The organism is Rhizobium anhuiense bv. trifolii, from assembly GCF_024346605.1.
GTDB classification, from domain to species: domain Bacteria; phylum Pseudomonadota; class Alphaproteobacteria; order Rhizobiales; family Rhizobiaceae; genus Rhizobium; species Rhizobium anhuiense.
In genome coordinates, this window is sequence record NZ_CP098803.1 from 36,592 (window position 1) to 53,202 (window position 16,611).

The 16,611-nt window shown below is 61.7% G+C and carries 14 protein-coding genes and 1 tRNA gene; 11 read left to right on the forward strand and 4 right to left on the reverse strand.

Features of this window, described 5'->3' with window-relative positions; all coding sequences use genetic code 11:
- Positions 1-4: 4 nt before the first annotated feature.
- From NE851_RS08890 to NE851_RS08900, 3 genes are all read right to left on the reverse strand, one after another.
- Positions 5-691, reverse strand: coding sequence for an LON peptidase substrate-binding domain-containing protein (locus NE851_RS08890; protein ID WP_025554693.1), 687 nt, complete (start codon positions 689-691; stop codon positions 5-7).
- Between the two features lie 169 nt (positions 692-860).
- Entirely contained in the window at positions 861-1,835 is a 975-nt protein-coding gene (gene trxA / locus NE851_RS08895) for a thioredoxin (protein WP_025554691.1), read from the reverse strand.
- 160 nt (positions 1,836-1,995) lie between these two features.
- Positions 1,996-2,505 carry a prolyl-tRNA synthetase associated domain-containing protein gene (locus NE851_RS08900; RefSeq protein ID WP_028757771.1) on the reverse strand — a complete coding sequence of 170 codons (510 nt, stop codon included), beginning with the start codon at positions 2,503-2,505 and terminating at the stop codon, positions 1,996-1,998.
- 256 nt (positions 2,506-2,761) lie between these two features.
- Here NE851_RS08900 and NE851_RS08905 point away from each other — a divergent pair.
- Positions 2,762-2,836, forward strand: a tRNA-Gly gene (locus NE851_RS08905).
- 96 nt (positions 2,837-2,932) lie between these two features.
- Here NE851_RS08905 and NE851_RS08910 read toward each other — a convergent pair.
- Positions 2,933-3,445: a TetR/AcrR family transcriptional regulator gene (locus tag NE851_RS08910; RefSeq protein WP_244604848.1), complete on the reverse strand. Its 513-nt coding sequence runs from the start codon at positions 3,443-3,445 to the stop codon at positions 2,933-2,935.
- A 198-nt stretch (positions 3,446-3,643) separates the two neighbouring features.
- Here NE851_RS08910 and NE851_RS08915 point away from each other — a divergent pair, with 198 nt between their 5' ends.
- The 10 genes from NE851_RS08915 (at position 3,644) to NE851_RS08960 (ending at position 16,526) form a co-directional block, all read left to right on the forward strand.
- On the forward strand, positions 3,644-4,372 hold the full coding sequence (locus NE851_RS08915) for an NIPSNAP family protein (protein ID WP_127431326.1): 729 nt from the start codon (positions 3,644-3,646) through the stop codon (positions 4,370-4,372).
- Positions 4,373-4,644: 272 nt separating this feature from the next.
- The gene (locus tag NE851_RS08920) at positions 4,645-6,087 is read left to right on the forward strand and encodes a M81 family metallopeptidase (RefSeq protein WP_127431327.1); all 1,443 of its coding nucleotides are present in this window, start codon (positions 4,645-4,647) and stop codon (positions 6,085-6,087) included.
- Between the two features lie 210 nt (positions 6,088-6,297).
- Positions 6,298-7,029 carry a FadR/GntR family transcriptional regulator gene (locus NE851_RS08925; RefSeq protein ID WP_047615671.1) on the forward strand — a complete coding sequence of 244 codons (732 nt, stop codon included), beginning with the start codon at positions 6,298-6,300 and terminating at the stop codon, positions 7,027-7,029.
- Between the two features lie 89 nt (positions 7,030-7,118).
- Positions 7,119-8,627: an ABC transporter substrate-binding protein gene (locus NE851_RS08930; RefSeq protein ID WP_127431328.1), complete on the forward strand. Its 1,509-nt coding sequence runs from the start codon at positions 7,119-7,121 to the stop codon at positions 8,625-8,627.
- A 63-nt stretch (positions 8,628-8,690) separates the two neighbouring features.
- Positions 8,691-9,638, forward strand: coding sequence for an ABC transporter permease (locus tag NE851_RS08935; RefSeq protein ID WP_047615673.1), 948 nt, complete (start codon positions 8,691-8,693; stop codon positions 9,636-9,638).
- Positions 9,635-10,510 carry an ABC transporter permease gene (locus NE851_RS08940; RefSeq protein WP_028757763.1) on the forward strand — a complete coding sequence of 292 codons (876 nt, stop codon included), beginning with the start codon at positions 9,635-9,637 and terminating at the stop codon, positions 10,508-10,510. The genes NE851_RS08935 and NE851_RS08940 overlap by 4 nt, the downstream gene beginning before the upstream one ends.
- Before the next feature lie 21 nt (positions 10,511-10,531).
- On the forward strand, positions 10,532-12,316 hold the full coding sequence (locus tag NE851_RS08945) for a gamma-glutamyltransferase family protein (protein WP_254959903.1): 1,785 nt from the start codon (positions 10,532-10,534) through the stop codon (positions 12,314-12,316).
- A gap of 2 nt (positions 12,317-12,318) precedes the next feature.
- Positions 12,319-13,074: a DUF1028 domain-containing protein gene (locus NE851_RS08950; RefSeq protein WP_028757761.1), complete on the forward strand. Its 756-nt coding sequence runs from the start codon at positions 12,319-12,321 to the stop codon at positions 13,072-13,074.
- 24 nt (positions 13,075-13,098) lie between these two features.
- Positions 13,099-14,937, forward strand: coding sequence for an ABC transporter ATP-binding protein (locus NE851_RS08955; RefSeq protein ID WP_097595958.1), 1,839 nt, complete (start codon positions 13,099-13,101; stop codon positions 14,935-14,937).
- A gap of 254 nt (positions 14,938-15,191) precedes the next feature.
- Complete coding sequence (locus NE851_RS08960) at positions 15,192-16,526, forward strand: glucoamylase family protein (RefSeq protein ID WP_028757759.1); 1,335 nt, start codon at positions 15,192-15,194, stop codon at positions 16,524-16,526.
- Positions 16,527-16,611: the final 85 nt, after the last annotated feature.

Here is a 16,611-nt window from a genome sequence, read left to right on the forward strand (position 1 = left end):
AAGTCTACTGCAGAACCGTGTCGGAGTCACCGAAGACACGCGCCAGCACGATTTCGGTAATGGCGATCAGCGTCTCGGCCCGCGTCTTCAGGTCGGGCGCCTCGAGCAGCGCCTGTTTTTCCGCCGGCCCGAAGGGCGACATCATGGCGAGGGAATTGACAAGCGTCAGATTGCTCGCCCGCTCGACGCTCTCCCAGTCGGCCTCCAGCTTGTTGGCATCGAGATAGGCCTTGAAGGCGGTCAGAAGCGCAGCGCGGTCGACCGCGTCCTCCTCGTTCGCGGCCGAGAGATCGGCGATGAACGGGGCGATCCGGAAGGTGCGGAAGGGATCGCTGGTGGCTTTCTCCTCCAAGAGCCGGAAGCGGCAGACACCGGTCAGTGAAACGATATAGCGCCCGTCGCCGGTCTCGGCGAAGGAGGTGATGCGGCCGAGGCAGCCGACAGCGGCAAGATTGGGCTCGCCGCCCTTGTCCTCGTGTTCGCCGAGCGCCGGCTGCACCATGCCGATCAGCCGGTTTCCGGTCAGCGCCGCATCCAGCATCGCCAGATAGCGCGGCTCGAAAATGTTGAGGGGAAGCTGCCCGGCCGGCAGGAGAAGGGCGCCGGTCAGGGGGAAGACGGCGATTGAATCAGGCAGATCGCCCGGCTTCAGGTATCTGGCATTCCCGACTTGCATGAAACCGTCCCGCATTCTTGTAACGGGCATGCCCGTTCTGACGAGAATGTGGTGCCCCTGTCCGAAAACGCAAGGGCAGATACTCGAAACTTAGCGCTAACCCCAAAAATCGGGGTCGATATTGCCCGGCGCGTCCTGCTGGACACGCCGCGCTCCAAAGCAATTCCAGGAAAGCCGAGCCGCTCTAGGAGAACAGCATCGCCGAAAGCTTGCGGCGGGCGGCAACCGTCGCCGGATCCTTGAAGCCCCAGACCTCGAAGAACTGCAGCAGCTGCCGGCGGGCGCCATCATCGTCGAAGGCACGATCCTTGCGCATGATCAAAAGCAGATGTTCGGCCGCTTCGTCGCGCCGGCCTTCGACATTGAGGATCTTGGCGAGCTTCAGCCGCGCCGCGTGATCATCGGGATTGGCGGCAAGGTCGCGTTCGAGCGCAACGGGATCGCCGAGCTTGCGGGCCTCCTCGATCTGCTCGAGCTTCTTCAGCACCGCCTGGATGCCGGCATCTTTCGACAGCTCTTCCGGCAGCTCGGTCAACACCTGGCGCGCCCGCTCATGCTGGTTTGCGGCGATCATGCATTCGGCCATGCCGGCGAGCGCCTTGGCATTTTCGGGATCGGCCTGCATGACGGCGCCATAGAGCTGGGCGGCTTCGTCGATATTGCCGGCGGCAAGCAGTTCTGCCGCTTCCGCAAGCACGGCTTCGATCTCGGCCGCCTCATCGGCGCCGGCCGGACCGGCGATGCGGTCGATGAACTGCTGGATCTGGCTTTCCGGCACCGCACCCATGAAGCCGTCGGCCGGACGGCCGTTGACGAAGGCGATGACGGCCGGGATCGACTGGATGCCGAGCTGGCCGGCGATCGAGGGATGATCGTCGATGTTCATCTTGACCAGCCGGACCCGGCCCTTGGCTTCGTTGATCACCTTTTCCAGGACCGGCGTCAGCTGTTTGCACGGACCGCACCAGGGCGCCCAGAAATCGACCAGCACCGGTTGCTTGCGCGATTCCTCGATGACGTCCTTGCCGAAATTCGCGGTCGTCGTTTCCGTGATGTAGCTGCCGGCCGCAGCTGCGGGTGCCGTTGCTGCGCCGAAGCTTGTCGTCGCCGTCATCTGATTTCCGAAGGAACCGTTATAGGGGTTGTCGCTGCCGCTCATAGGTATCTCCCGCCGCGCCGATCCTGCCGGCGTCTTTGCCAAAGCATGTCGCGCAAAACTGTGGTGCGGTTTTACGACAAGGACATGCGCAAAACCAAAGACTAAAGCGCCGCAAGCCAATCTGAAAGATCACGACGCGCTTTAGCGCTAAAATCGTATGTCAGGACGTCACTTTCAAGACAAGCGGCTTGTGCCCGGTCGCCTCCATGAAACGGATGAGATCGCTGCTCGCAATCGAGGTCGTCGCATCGTTGGATAGCGGATGGCAGTTGACGATCTCTTCGCGCATCAGATCGGCATCGAGCACGAAGGTGACATTCTCCGAGGTATCGTTGATCGCGCCGAACGCGGTGACGGCCCCGGGAATGACACCGAGATATTCCATCAGCTTTTCCGCCCTGCCGAAGGAAACCCGGCCGGACCCGCCGATCAGATTGTGCACCTGTTTGAGGTCGACCTCGGCATTTTCCTCCACGGTCAGCAGAAAATACCTGTCCTTCTTGTCCTTGATGAAGAGGTTCTTGGTGTGACCGCCGGGGATCTCGTCACGAAGGGCAACCGATTCGGCGACGGTGAAAACCGGCGCATGATCGACCGTCTTATGGGCAATGCCGAGGCCGTCGAGAAAGGCAAACAAATCTTCTCTTGTCTTGGGGGTATTTTCGGACATCGGGCAATCCATTCGGCGGAATAACAAAATCGAGGCGCCCTGCTTAAGTCCGTCCACATCGTTTGGCAATCTTCGGAACCGACGCTCTACCCCCACATTTGCGGCCTTTCCGCCCGTCCTCCTCTGAGACCAGAATTTTTTCTTCGCTTCTCCGTCATTTCCCTGTTGCATTTGAAAACCCGTTAGGCCATATAGCGCCCGTCGCCACGAGGCGGCGCCCACGGTCCAACAACTACCCCGGACCGATGTGGATTGAGCGGGTGTAGCTCAGGGGTAGAGCACAACCTTGCCAAGGTTGGGGTCGAGGGTTCGAATCCCTTCGCCCGCTCCAGTTTCTTCCTTGTCAGGTCAGGCACATGCGATCTCAGCGTCTTTGACGAGATCTACTTGCGACTTTTACCAATCCTTCCGAGAAGAATGTCCGTCGTCAACGCAGGCGATATTTCGCCGCGAGCAACGCCGCCAGTTCCATGCGGCAATCGATCAGTGGGCTGACATCCTGTCGTGCCTTTGCCATCGCCATGGCGCCGGAATAGGCTGCGATGACAAGCGTGGCGAGGCTGTGCGGATTGAGCTCGCTCGCGTGTTTTTCCTCCGCGTCTCTCGCAAACTTGGCGGACAGTGCCTCGTGCCAGGCGCCGAATACGGCGCTGACAACCTCGCGCATCTCCGAGTCATGATGGGATACGTCCATTGCCATGTTGTTGAGCGGGCAACCGGAGACCCGGCCGTTATGCATCAGTTCATTGATGATGTTCTCAAAGATCAAGTCTATGGCGGCCGGCACATCTGCACTTGTGTGGAGCGGCGCGATCCATGTTTGCCGAACGGCTTCAGCCACGCGATCGCGAATGACCGCAAGTCCGAGGTCGCGCTTGGCCGGAAAATGATGCGCCATGGCACCACCGGATACTGAAGCCCTTTCGCGCAATTCCAGCATGCCGGTTGCGAGATAACCCTGGGTAACGAAGGCGTCGTAGGCGGCATCAATGATCCGGCGACGTACGCCTTCGGGATCATTGGTTCTTTTGTTTTCGGTCATGGTTTCTCAACTCGTCCTGCGCGCACATTAGCACCTTGACATAACAGGTCAATTGTCCTGTTATGAATACAGGACAATTGACCTGTTGAGGAAGCCATGAATCCGCATTCCGTATTCGAACTTCGCCGTTATCGGCTTCTCCCGGAAGGCAGAGAATCATTGATCGATCTGTTTGACAGGGAATTTGTTGAACCTCAGGAGGCCCTGGGCATGCGCGTCGAAGGGGAGTTCCGCGATCTTGACGATCCTGATTCCTTTGTGTGGGTTCGCTCTTTCAAGGATATGGAAACTCGAACGGAGGCTCTCGCATCCTTTTATTCAAGCCCGACCTGGAAAGAACATGGGCCGGCAGCCAACGCGACGATGCTCAATTCGGATAATGTCCTGCTCTTGAAGCCGGCGGTAGGCGTCCACCCGTTCGTGCATAATCTGCCAAGGGACAAGGAGGTGAGCCGCTCCAAGGTGCAGGGTCTTATCAGGCTGAATATCTGCTCGCTCGCCCCTGGGACAGAGGAGGATTTTGCCAGGTTTTTCCGCGACGATGCACTCCCGGCCATGCGGGATGCTGGTGCGCGCATCGATGCTCTGTTTGTGACGGAGCGAAGTAAGAACGATTTTCCCAGGCTGCCGGTTCGCGAGGGAGAAACCGTATTTGTCTGGTTTGAATGTCACGAAGATCAAGACCGTGCCACCGACTACGAGCGCCGCTTGCGGCGCAGTCTCATCTGGGGACGCGAGATTTATCCACGGATGGACAGCCAGTGCTGGCGTAGGATCGAGGTCTCCCACTTGACGCCGACTCCGCGGTCGCTTTGCGCTTGGTAAGCGACGTTACCAACTCGTCTACACAAAAAATGTCCGCCTCGGCTGCTTTCGGATAGTCTACCAGGCCGATCTGGATCGATTTTGTAATTTATTGCCGTTGATCGATTCATTTTGCGAACTATCATCGATCAGATAGCGACGGCGCGTCTTCGGATCAAAACCCTTTATGTTCAGTTCATCGCAGCGCGAGCTTCTGCGGATCATCGATCAGGGGACGCCGCCAGCATCGCCGCCCATAACGTCCTGATTGCTCCCAACTCCTGAGGTATCCCATGCGCATCGCCGTCGGTGGCATTCATATCGAATGCAGCACATACAATCCCGTCCTGAACGAGGAGAAGGATTTTCGCGTGCTGCGCGGCGCGGCGCTGCTGGAAGCGCCGTATTTCGCCTTCCTCAGGGATTACGATGCCGAGTTCCTGCCGACGATCCATGCGCGCGCCATTGCCGGCGGCCCGGTTTCGCGCGCCACCTACGAGGCCTTCAAGGGCGAATTCCTCGAGCGGTTGAAGCCGTTGCTGCCGCTTGACGGTCTCTATCTCGCCATGCATGGCGCCATGTATGTCGAAGGCATGGAGGATGCCGAAGGCGACTGGATCAGTGCGGCGCGTGCGCTGGTCGGCGAGGATTGCACGGTTTCGGCCAGCTATGACCTGCACGGCAACGTCACGCAGCGCATCATCGATGCGCTCGACATCTATTCCACCTATCGCACTGCGCCGCATATCGATGTCGAGGAGACGATGCGCCGCTCGGTCTTCATGCTGGTCAAGAGCCTGAAGACCGGCGAGAGGCCGATCGTTCTCTGGGCGCCGATCCCGGTGGTGCTGCCCGGCGAGCGCACCAGCACCGTCGATGAGCCGGCGAAAAGCCTCTATGACATGCTGCCTGGGATCGATGCGATCGACGGCGTCTGGGATGCATCGCTGATGGTCGGTTATGTCTGGGCCGATGAACCGCGCGCCACCGCCGCTGCCATCATGACTGGCACCGACCGCACCGTGCTGGAGCGCGAGGCCAAACGCCTCGCCAAGGCCTATTGGGACGTGCGCGAAGACTTCGTCTTCGGCTGCGAGACCGGCTCGCTCGAGGAATGCGTCGCGAGAGCAATCGCAAGCCCGACCGCCCCTGTCGTGCTGGCCGAATCCGGCGACAACCCCACAGGTGGCGGCGTCGGGGACCGGGCCGACGTGCTGGCCGAGCTGATCGCCAGGGGCGCCACCGGCGTCGTCTTCGCCGGCATCGCCGACAAGGCGGCGACCGAGGCCTGTTATGCCGCCGGCATCGGTGCGGAACTGGAGCTCAGCGTCGGCGCCTCGCTCGACACCAAGGGCAGCAAATCGGTCACCGCCTGCTTCACCGTCAAATTCCTCCACGAAACATCGGATGCCGCCGACCGTCAGGCGGTGGTTTCGGTCAGTGGCATCGATCTTGTGCTTTCCGCAAAGCGCCGGCCCTATCACAACATCGTCGATTTCACCCGGCTCGGCCTCTACCCGCATCGGGCGAAGATCATCGTCGTCAAATCGGGCTATCTCTCTCCGGAACTGGCGCCGATCGCCAATCCGAACCTGATGGCGCTATCGACGGGTGTCGTCGACCAGTTCGTCGAGCGCCTGCCGCGGCTGCGCAAGCAGCATCCGACCTACCCGTTCGACAAGGATTTTGACTTCGAACCGCAGGTCTTCATCTCCGCACGTTCACGGCAGGCCTGAAGTTCGCCTGAACCAATTGCGTTTTCCTGGATGATATTGTCGATCGCGGCACCGCCCTGTCGCCACGAGCGACTGTTTTTCCGCATCGCGGCAATGGCCGTGTTTGAGCAAAAAATGGGCATACTTCGATTTGCACAAAAAAGCGCTTGACGGTCGGGGCGATTTGGTTTGCACTGAACCAATAGAAAATTGGTACGGACCATTTAGCGAATACCGATGGATGAGACGCAGGGCAATTCGAATTATGCGCTGGAGAAGCTGCGGGCCCTCCTGCAGTCCGACAGTCTCGACGCCGACGGCAAGCTGCCGACCGAGCGCGCCCTTTCGGAAATGCTTGGCGTCGGCCGTCGCGCCGTCCGCCGCGCCCTCGAAGTGCTGGAGGCCGAGGGCCGCATCTGGCGCCGCCAGGGCTCCGGCACCTATGCCGGCCCGCGCCCCGACGGCTGGAGCGATCATGTCGGCTCCATCGTCGCCGGCACCGATCTCATGGAAGTCATGGAAGTGCGCCTGCGCATCGAGCCGCAGCTCGCCCAGCTTGCCGCCATGCGCGCCAAGGCCGCCGATATCGAGCGCATGTATGATCTGGTGAAGAAGATCTACGAAAGCACCGATGCCGACGGGCGCGAACTCTGGGACGGGGCGCTGCACCGCCAGATTGCCCAATGCGCCGGCAACGGTTTCTTCCTCACCATCTTCGACGTCATCAACCGGGTGCGGCAGGACGAGGCCTGGCAGACGATCCGCGAGCGCGCCCGCAGCGCCAGCCGGACGCGGTCCGTCACCTTCGGCCAGCACACGGCGATCGTCGATGCCATCGCCGCCCATGATCCTGCCAGGGCGGGCGAAGCCATGCGCCAGCATCTGCTGACGCTGCAGGAAAGCCTCATCCGCATCACCTCGCTCGATCACAGCGAAACGGAGGTCGACAAGACCCTCGCCTGAACAGGGAGGTGAGCAGAGAAAAAAGCAGAGCGGGCCATAACCGCCGGTTGGAAGCAAAAACCAAGCAAAATAGAACAGAGGAGAATGGAATGAAGATCGCCAAATTGCTGACCGCCACCGTTGCCGGCGCCCTGTTTGCGCTTCCTGCCTTCGCCGTCGACCTGAAGATCGGCCTGCAGGACGATGCCGACGTGCTCGATCCCGCGCAGTCGCGCACCTTCGTCGGCCGCATCGTCTATACTGCGATGTGCGACAAGCTGGTCGACGTCTCACCGGACCTGAAGATCGTGCCGCAGCTTGCCACCGAATGGAGCTGGTCGGCCGACGGCAAAGAACTGACCATGAAGCTGCGCCAAGGCGTCAAGTTCCATGACGAGACCCCGTTCAACGCCGAAGCCGTCGTCGCCACCATCGAGCGCAACATCACCCTGCCGGAATCACGCCGCAAGAGCGAGCTGAGTTCGGTCGCAAAGGTCGAGGCGACAAGCGAATACGAGGTCAAGTTCACCCTCAAGGCGCCTGACGTCACCCTTCTTGCCCAGCTTTCCGACCGCGCCGGCATGATCGTCTCGCCGAAGGCCGCCAAGGAACTCGGCGCCAAGTTCGGTGATCACCCGGTCTGCGCCGGACCGTTCAAGTTCGTCGAGCGCGTCCAGCAGGATCGCATCGTGCTCGAAAAGTTCCAGGACTACTGGAACAAGGACAAGATCTTCATCGACAAGCTCACCTATCTGCCGATCCCGGATACGACGGTGCGCCTCGCCAATCTGCGGTCCGGCGATCTCGACATGATCGAGCGCCTGGCGGCGACCGACGCTGAAGCCGTGAAGGCGGATTCGAGCCTGGTCTATGCCGACGCCGTCGGCACCGGCTACATGGCGCTCTATACCAATATCGGCAATGGTGCGCGTGCCGACAATCCTTTCGGCAAGGACAAGCGCCTGCGCCTGGCCTTCTCGCTGGCGATCGACCGCGATGCCGTCAACCAGATCGTCTATGAAGGCACGGCGGTTGCCGGCAACCAGCCCTTCCCGCCAAGCAGCCCGTGGTTCGACAAGGATATTCCCGTCCCCGCCCGCGATCTCGACAAGGCCAAGGCCCTGATCAAGGAAGCAGGCTTCGACCGCGTGCCGATCGAGCTGCAGATCCCGAACAATCCGGTTGCCATGCAGATGATGCAGATCATCCAGTCGATGGTCGGCGAAGCCGGCTTCGACGTCAGCCTGAAATCGACGGAATTCGCCACGCTGCTGAGTGAGCAGACGGCCGGCAACTATCAGCTCAGCCGTTCCGACTGGTCCGGTCGTGTCGATCCCGATGGCAACATCCATCAGTTCATCACCTGCAAGGGTGGCATCAACGACACGAAATACTGCAATCCCGAGGTGGACAAGCTGCTGAACGAAGCCCGTGCCTCGACCGACGATGCCGTGCGCAAGGAGAAGTATGATGCCGCCGCCGTCATCCTGAACGACGATCTGCCGATCATCTATCTCGGCCACCAGTCCTGGATCTGGGCGCTGCACAAGAACATCACCGGCTTCACTCCCTCGCCGGATGGCATGATCCGCCTCGTCGGCGTCAAGAAAGCCGGCTGACCAGAAGCCGATCATGCGGCGGAAACCCTCCGCCGCATGATCCCAGTCGTGTCAGGATCGCCCATGTACACTTACATCGCCAAACGGCTCTTGGTCGCCATACCGACGCTTTTGATCATTTCGATCTTCGTCTTCTCGCTGCAGAAGTTGCTGCCCGGTGATCCGATCCTCGCCATGGCTGGTGAGGAACGTGACCCGCAGGTTCTCGAATTCCTGCGCGAGAAATACCGGCTGAACGATCCCGTGCCCTATCAATATGTCCATTGGCTGGGTGCGGCCCTTCAGGGCGATCTTGGCATCTCGCTGCGCACCAACCAGCCGGTTCTGCAGCTCGTCGGCGAAAAACTGCCGGTCACCATCCAGCTCGCCATCATGTCGATGATCTTCGCCTTTGCGATCGGCGTGCCGATGGGCATCCTGGCGGCCGTCAAGAAGAACACGATGATCGACTATATCGCCAACATCATCGCGCTGACCGGTCTGTCGATCCCGAATTTCTGGCTCGGCATCATGCTGATCCTGCTGGTCTCGGTCAATCTCGGCTGGCTGCCGGCATCCGGCTACGAACCCTTCTTCAGTAATCCGCTGCGTTCGCTGGAAACCATGCTGATGCCCTCCTTCGTGCTCGGCAACGCGCTGGCCGCGACCCTGATGCGGCACACCCGCTCGGCCATGCTCAGTGTGCTCAGCGCCGATTACATCCGCACCGCCCGCGCCAAGGGCCTGCCGGAAAGCACCGTCGTGCTCGAACACAGTTTTCGCAATGCGGTGCTGCCGATCGTGACGTTGACCGCCCTGCTTTTCGGCGAACTGCTCGCCGGCGCCGTGCTGACCGAGCAGATCTTCACCATTCCGGGTTTTGGAAAGCTCATCGTCGACGCCGTCTTCAACCGCGACTACGCCGTCGTCCAGGGCGTCGTGATCTGCACCGCGATCGGCTTCATTCTGATGAACCTCCTGGCCGACATTCTCTATGTCCTGCTCAACCCGCGCATGAGGGCCGCCCTATGACCGCGATCGGAGAGACGGGCATTCCGGCCGCGATCGACCGCACGCCGAGTCGCGCCTGGCGCAAGCTGAAGGCTAACAAGGGCGCCCTCGTCGGCCTTGTTATCATCGCCTTTTTCGCGATCCTCGCGGTTGCCGCCCCCCTCCTTCCAATTCCCGATCCGAACGCCACAAGCTGGTCGGCGATCCGCAAGGCCCCGTCCGCCGCCCATTGGCTCGGCACCGACGACATCGGCCGCGACATTCTTTCCCGGATGATCTGGGGCGCGCAGGCCTCGCTGATGGCAGGCGTCTTCTCGGTGGCAATCGCCGTTATCATCGGCGTGCCCTTCGGCCTTGTCTCCGGTTATTTCGGCGGCTGGATCGACATGGTGATCTCCCGCATCACCGAAGCCTTTCTCGCCATGCCTTTCCTCATCACCGCGATCGCGCTTGCAGCCTTTCTCGGTCCGAGCCTGACCAATGCGATGATCGCCATCGGCCTTTCGGCCATGCCCGTCTTCGTGCGGCTGACGCGCGGCCAGGTGCTCTCGGTCAAGACCGAGGAATATGTCGAGGGCGCCCGCTCGATCGGCCTCCGGTCCTCGAGCATCATCACCCGCTATATCCTGCCGAATGTCTTTGCACCGATCCTCGTGCAGGCGACGTTGACCGTCGCCACCGCGATCATCGCCGAGGCGAGCCTCTCCTTCCTCGGCCTCGGACAGCAGCCGCCGGCCCCGAGCTGGGGCTCGATGCTGAATGTCGCCAAGAACTTCCTCTCCCAGGCGCCATGGATGGCGATGTGGCCGGGTGCCGCGATCTTCCTCGTCGTCATCGGTTTCAATCTTTTAGGCGATGGCCTGCGCGATGCGCTCGATCCGCGCGAAGCATGATCTCTTGAAAGGACATTTGACATGCCCGCATTCACAACCCGTCCAGAAATCCTCGGCACTTTCGGCGTCGTCACCTCCACGCACTGGATCGCCTCGGCGGTCGGCATGAGCATTCTCGAAAAGGGCGGCAATGCCTTCGACGCGGCGGTGGCGACGGGCTTCGTGCTGCAGGTTGTCGAGCCGCATCTTTGCGGTCCGGGCGGTGATCTGCCGGCGGTGATCTATTCGAAGAAGAAGGACAAGGTCGAGGTCATCTGCGCGCAAGGCCCCGCACCCGCCGGCGCAACGATCGAACACTATACGGCGGAAGGCCTGAGCCTGATCCCCGGCGACGGGCTGCTTGCGACCGTCATCCCCGGCTCCTTCGATGGCTGGATGCTGATGCTGCGCGACTACGGCTCGATGAGCGTGCGCGATGTGCTGGAACCGGCGATCTATTACGCCGAGCGCGGTCATCCGATGCTGCCGCGCGTCTCCGCCACCATCAACGGGCTCGCCGCCTTCTTCGAGAAGGAATGGCCGACCTCCTACGAGACCTGGTTGCCGAATGGCAGCGTCCCCGAAGCGCATGCGAATTTCAGGAATCCGGTGCTTGCCGAAACCTGGAAGCGCATCATCGCCGAGGCCGAGGCGAAAAGCGGGCGGGAAGCGCAGGTCGAGGCGGCCCGCGACGCCTTCTATCGCGGCTTCGTCGCCGAGAAGATCGACGACTACCTCAAAACCGCCGAGGTGATGGATGCGAGCGGCAACCGCCACAAGGGCGTACTGACCGCGACCGACATGGCAAACTGGTCGGCAACGATCGAGGAGCCGCTGACCTATGATTATCATGGCTGGACGATCGCCAAGATCGGTCCCTGGGGCCAGGGTCCGGTCTTCCTGCAGACCCTGTCGATCCTCAAAGGCTTCGATCTCGCCGCGATGAACCCCACCGGCGCCGATTTCGTCCATACCGTCGTCGAGGCGATGAAGCTCGCTTTCGCCGATCGCGAAGTCTATTACGGCGATCCTGATTTCTCGGAAATCCCCGTCGCGCACCTGCTGTCGGAGACCTATGCCGCCGAGCGCCGCAAGCTGGTCGGCGCAGACGCCTCCTTCGATCTTCGCCCCGGCATCGTGCCTGGCTTCGAGGCGCAGCATGATCTGACGATGACGATGCTCGGCGCGGATTCCAAGACCGGCGCCGTCTACGAGCCGACTATGGCGCATCTTTCCGAAAAGCGCGGCGACACCGTGCATATCGACGTGATCGATCGCGACGGCAACATGGTCTCCGTCACGCCGTCCGGCGGCTGGCTGCAATCCTCGCCGACCGTGCCCGGCCTCGGCTTCTGCCTCAATTCCCGCGCCCAGATGTTCTGGCTGAAACCAGGCCTGCCGACCTCGCTTGCCCCCGGCAAACGGCCGCGCACGACGCTGACGCCGTCGCTCGGCCTTTATGAGGGCCGCCCGACGCTGGCCTTCGGCACACCCGGCGGCGACCAGCAGGAGCAGTGGCAGCTCTCCTTCTTCCTGCGCTACGCCCATCACAAGCTGAACCTGCAGGCGGCGATCGACCAGCCGCTGTTCCACACCTCGCATTTTCCAGGCTCCTTCTATCCGCGCACCCGCGAACCCGGCAGCCTGATGGCGGAAGCGAATTTCGGCCCCGACATCCTTGATGCCCTGCGCCGCAAGGGCCACAAGCTGACGGTCGCCGATGTCTGGACGATCGGCCGGCTGACTGCCGCAAGACGCGATGCCGATGGGCTGTTGCGTGCCGCAGCCACCCCGCGCCTGATGCAGGCCTATGCGGTCGGGAGATAGACATGACCTGGTCAATCGTCGCCCGTGACCCTTTGACCGGTCATCTCGGCATTGCCGTCGCGACCCGCTTCTTCGCCGTCGGCGCTCTCGTGCCGCATATTCGCGGCGGCATCGGCGCCGTTGCGACCCAGGCCTTTGTCAGCCCGCTTTACGGCGTCGACGGCCTGTCGCTGCTGGCCGCCGGCAGGGCGCCCGAGGAAATCATCGCCGAACTGACCGGGCGTGACGCCGGCCGTAATCAGCGGCAACTGCACCTCATCGATGCGAAGGGACGCAACGCCGCCTTCACCGGCGCCGCATGCATCGACTGGGCGGGACATCTGATCGATGAAAACGTCTCGGTTGCCGGCAACATGCTCGCGGGACCTGACGTCGTCACCAAAACGCTTGCCACCTACAACAAGGCGCTGGACAAGCCCTTGGCCGAACGCCTGCTCTTGGCGATGCAGGCAGGCGAAGATGCCGGCGGCGACAAGCGCGGCAGGCAGTCCGCCGCCCTCGTCATCCACCGCGATCAGGATTATCCGTGGCTGAGTATCCGCGCCGACGATCATCCCGATCCGCTCGGCGAACTTGTCCGCCTCCATGCAGTGGCCAGTGAACGCTACCTGCATGTCGCGGAGACAATGGCGACGCGGCAAAATCCGAACGGCATGACCGACAGGCGCGAGATCGATGAAAAGATCGCGACGCTGGAAGCGGCCCGCATCGCGGCAGGCAGGCCCTCCGCCTCCTTCGCCACGCCTTTGAAGACGTAACCCAGAGAAAACCAAGGGAACGACATGAGTGATGTTTCTTCAGCACCCGCCTCTCCTGTTCTCTCCGTCCGGAACCTGACGACCTCCTTCCTCGTCGATGGTGACTGGAAGCCGGTGGTGCGTGATGTCTCCTTCGATGTCATGCCAGGCGAGACGGTGGCAATCGTCGGCGAAAGCGGCTCGGGCAAGAGCGTCACCTCCCTTTCGATCATGCGGTTGCTTGCCAAGGGATCGAGCCGCATCGATGGCGCCGTCACCTTGAACGGCAAGGATGTACTCGCCCTTTCGGAAAAGGAGATGCGCCGGGTGCGCGGCAACGACGCCGCCATGATCTTCCAGGAGCCGATGACGTCCCTCAACCCGATCTTCACCATCGGCCGCCAGATCTCCGAAGCGCTCACCTGCCATGGCGAGATCGGCAAGGCGGAGGCGCGGGCCGAAACCGTCCGCCTGCTGGAAAAGGTCCGCATCCCCAACGCCGCCGCGCGCTTCGACGAATTTCCGCACCAGTTCTCAGGCGGCATGCGCCAGCGGGTGATGATCGCCATGGCGCTCGCCAGCCGGCCGAAATTGCTGATCGCCGACGAGCCGACGACGGCGCTCGATGTGACGATCCAGGGCCAGATCCTCGATCTGATCAAGATGCTGCAGGAAGAAGAGGGCATGTCCGTGCTCTTCATCACCCACGACATGGGTGTCGTCGCCGAAATCGCTGACCGCACCATCGTCATGTATCGCGGCGAGTCGGTGGAAACCGGCACGACCGACGATATCTTCCATCGCGGCCGGCATCCCTATACCCGCGCTTTGCTCTCCGCCGTGCCACGCCTCGGCTCGATGGCCGACCGGAAGTGGCCGCTGCGTTTTCCCGTCGTCGACACCACGACCGGCGAACGCCGCGAGCCGATCGAGGTGGCCGATACCGTCGACCGCCGCCGGACGCCGATCCTTGAAGTCAAGAACCTCGTTACCCGTTTCGATATCCGCGGCGGGCTGCTCGGCCGCAAGACGGGCGCGATCCACGCGGTCGAGGACGTCTCCTTCGATCTCTTCCAGGGCGAGACATTATCGCTCGTCGGCGAATCCGGCTGCGGCAAATCGACCACCGGTCGCTCGATCACCCGCCTCGTCCAGCCGAACGGCGGCAGTGTCAGCCTCGACGGCTATGACGTGCTGAGCCTTGACGCGGTCAGCCTCAGACGGATGCGCCGCAGCATCCAGATGATCTTTCAGGACCCCTTCGCCAGCCTCAATCCGCGCATGACCGTCGGCGCCGCCGTCGCCGAACCGATTACCGAACACCGCCTCGGCACAGGTGCCCAGGCCCGCGACAAGGCGGCCGATCTTCTCGAACGCGTCGGGCTTAAACCCAACATGATGAAACGCTATCCGCACGAATTCTCCGGCGGCCAGCGCCAGCGCATCTGCATCGCCCGCGCGCTCGCGCTCGATCCGAAGGTCATCGTCGCCGACGAAAGCGTTTCGGCCCTCGATGTCTCGATCAAGGCACAGGTCTGCAATCTGCTGATGGACCTGCAGCAAAGCCTCAACCTCGCTTTCCTGTTCATTTCCCACGATATGGCGGTGGTCGAACGTGTCAGTCATCGGGTCGCGGTGATGTATCTCGGCGAAATCGTCGAGATCGGCCCGCGCGCGGAATTGTTCAGCAACCCGCAGCACGCCTACACGAAGAAGCTGATGGCAGCCGTCCCCGTGCCCGATCCCTCACGTCGCGGCATCAAGCGCAACCTCGGAACCGACGAGCTCAACAGCCCCGTTCGCCCGGTTGGCTATGTCACGCCGCCACGCCGATACCGGGAAGTGACGGCAGGCCATCTGGTGCGGGTCGATGAAGCCGCGTGAGCGTGCAAAACCCACTCTTTAAGCATCTGAAAAACAAGTATTGCGGGAAAATAACCCGTGCCGGTGGCGCGCGGGCCACCCTTTTTGCTGCACCGCTTATATGACTTTTGCTAGATATTATTTCATCGATAATTCTTAACGACCGATTCCACCGATTTGTGTTCTCTTATCCCTACGAATCAAAAAGGTTTGATTTGCCCGGGGACGGCCACCATGTTGAAGCATGGGGCGATGCAACAGTTGGGTAGGAGCCTATGCTGCAACGGATCGAAGACATTGATGCAGCGCTCGTCGACAGGCTGCAGCATTCGGCGTTCAAGTACTTCCTGAAATATTCCAATCCCGAAAACGGCCTGGTGGCGGACACCTCGATCGGCGGCGTGCCGGCGAGCATCGCGGCCGTCGGCTTTGCGCTGTCCTCCTATCCCGTCGGTGTTGAGCGTTGCTGGATCAGCCGCGAGGAAGCAGCCGAGCGCACGGTCAATACGCTGCGTTTCTTCGCCGAGGCGCGCCAGGGCGAGGAGCGCCACGCGACCGGTCACCGCGGCTTCTTCTACCACTTCCTGCATATGGATACCGGTCATCGCGCCTGGAACAGCGAACTTTCGACCATCGATACCGCCCTGCTTGTCGCCGGCATTCTCACGGCTGCGCAATATTTCGATCGCGAAGACGACGAAACGGAGACTGAAATCCGTGAACTCGCGACCTTCATCTATGAGCGCGTCGACTGGCGCTGGGCGCTGAACAAGGGCGACACGATTGCCATGGGTTGGAAGCCCTCTTCCGGCTTCCTGCGCTGGCGCTATCACGGTTTCGACGAGGCGATCATCCTCTACACGCTGGCGCTTGCCTCGCCGACGCACCCCATCCCGCAATCAAGCTACGACGCCTTCACGTCAAGCTATTCCTGGATGCTGCATGGCGAGCAGTCCTATCTCTATGCCGGGCCGCTCTTCATCCACCTCTTCTCGCATGCCTGGATCGATTTCCGCACCATCCAGGACAAGCCGATGGCGGAGCGGAACTGGGATTATTTCCGCAACACGCAGGTGATGATCAACGTCCAGCGCGACTATGCCGAACGCAATCCCGGGCAGTTCGTCGGCTATAACAGGAATATTTGGGGATTCTCCGCCTGTGACGGTCCGCCGCCGACACGGCGCATGCGCGGCGGTCGCCAGCCGAAGGTTCTGGGTTATGCCGCGCGCGGCGCTCCGCTTGGCCCGGATGACGGCACGATCGCACCCTGGGCAGCCCTTGCCTGCCTGCCCTACGACAAGCAGGCCGCTCTCGACGGCACCAAGGCGCTTCTGACCACCTATCCGAACCTGCTCTTGGAAGGCGGCTTTCCCGGCGGCTTCAATCCCACGGTCAAGACCAAGCGCCCGGAAGGCTGGGTCGACGACCGCACCGTCGGCATTGATCAAGGTCTTGTCGTCATGACCGTCGAGAACGAGCGCTCCGACTTCATCTGGAAGCTGATGCGGCAATCGCCGGTCATCCGCCTCGGGCTCGAGCGCGCCGGCTTTACCGGCGGCTGGCTCGAAGGCATCGAGCCGGCAGATGTAGTGCGCAAGTTCGGCTAGCGCATAAGCCCGGAAATCGAAATGGATTTCCGGAAAGAACGACACGAAAACGAAAAATGATAGAGCCCGCGCGTCCAACAGGAGG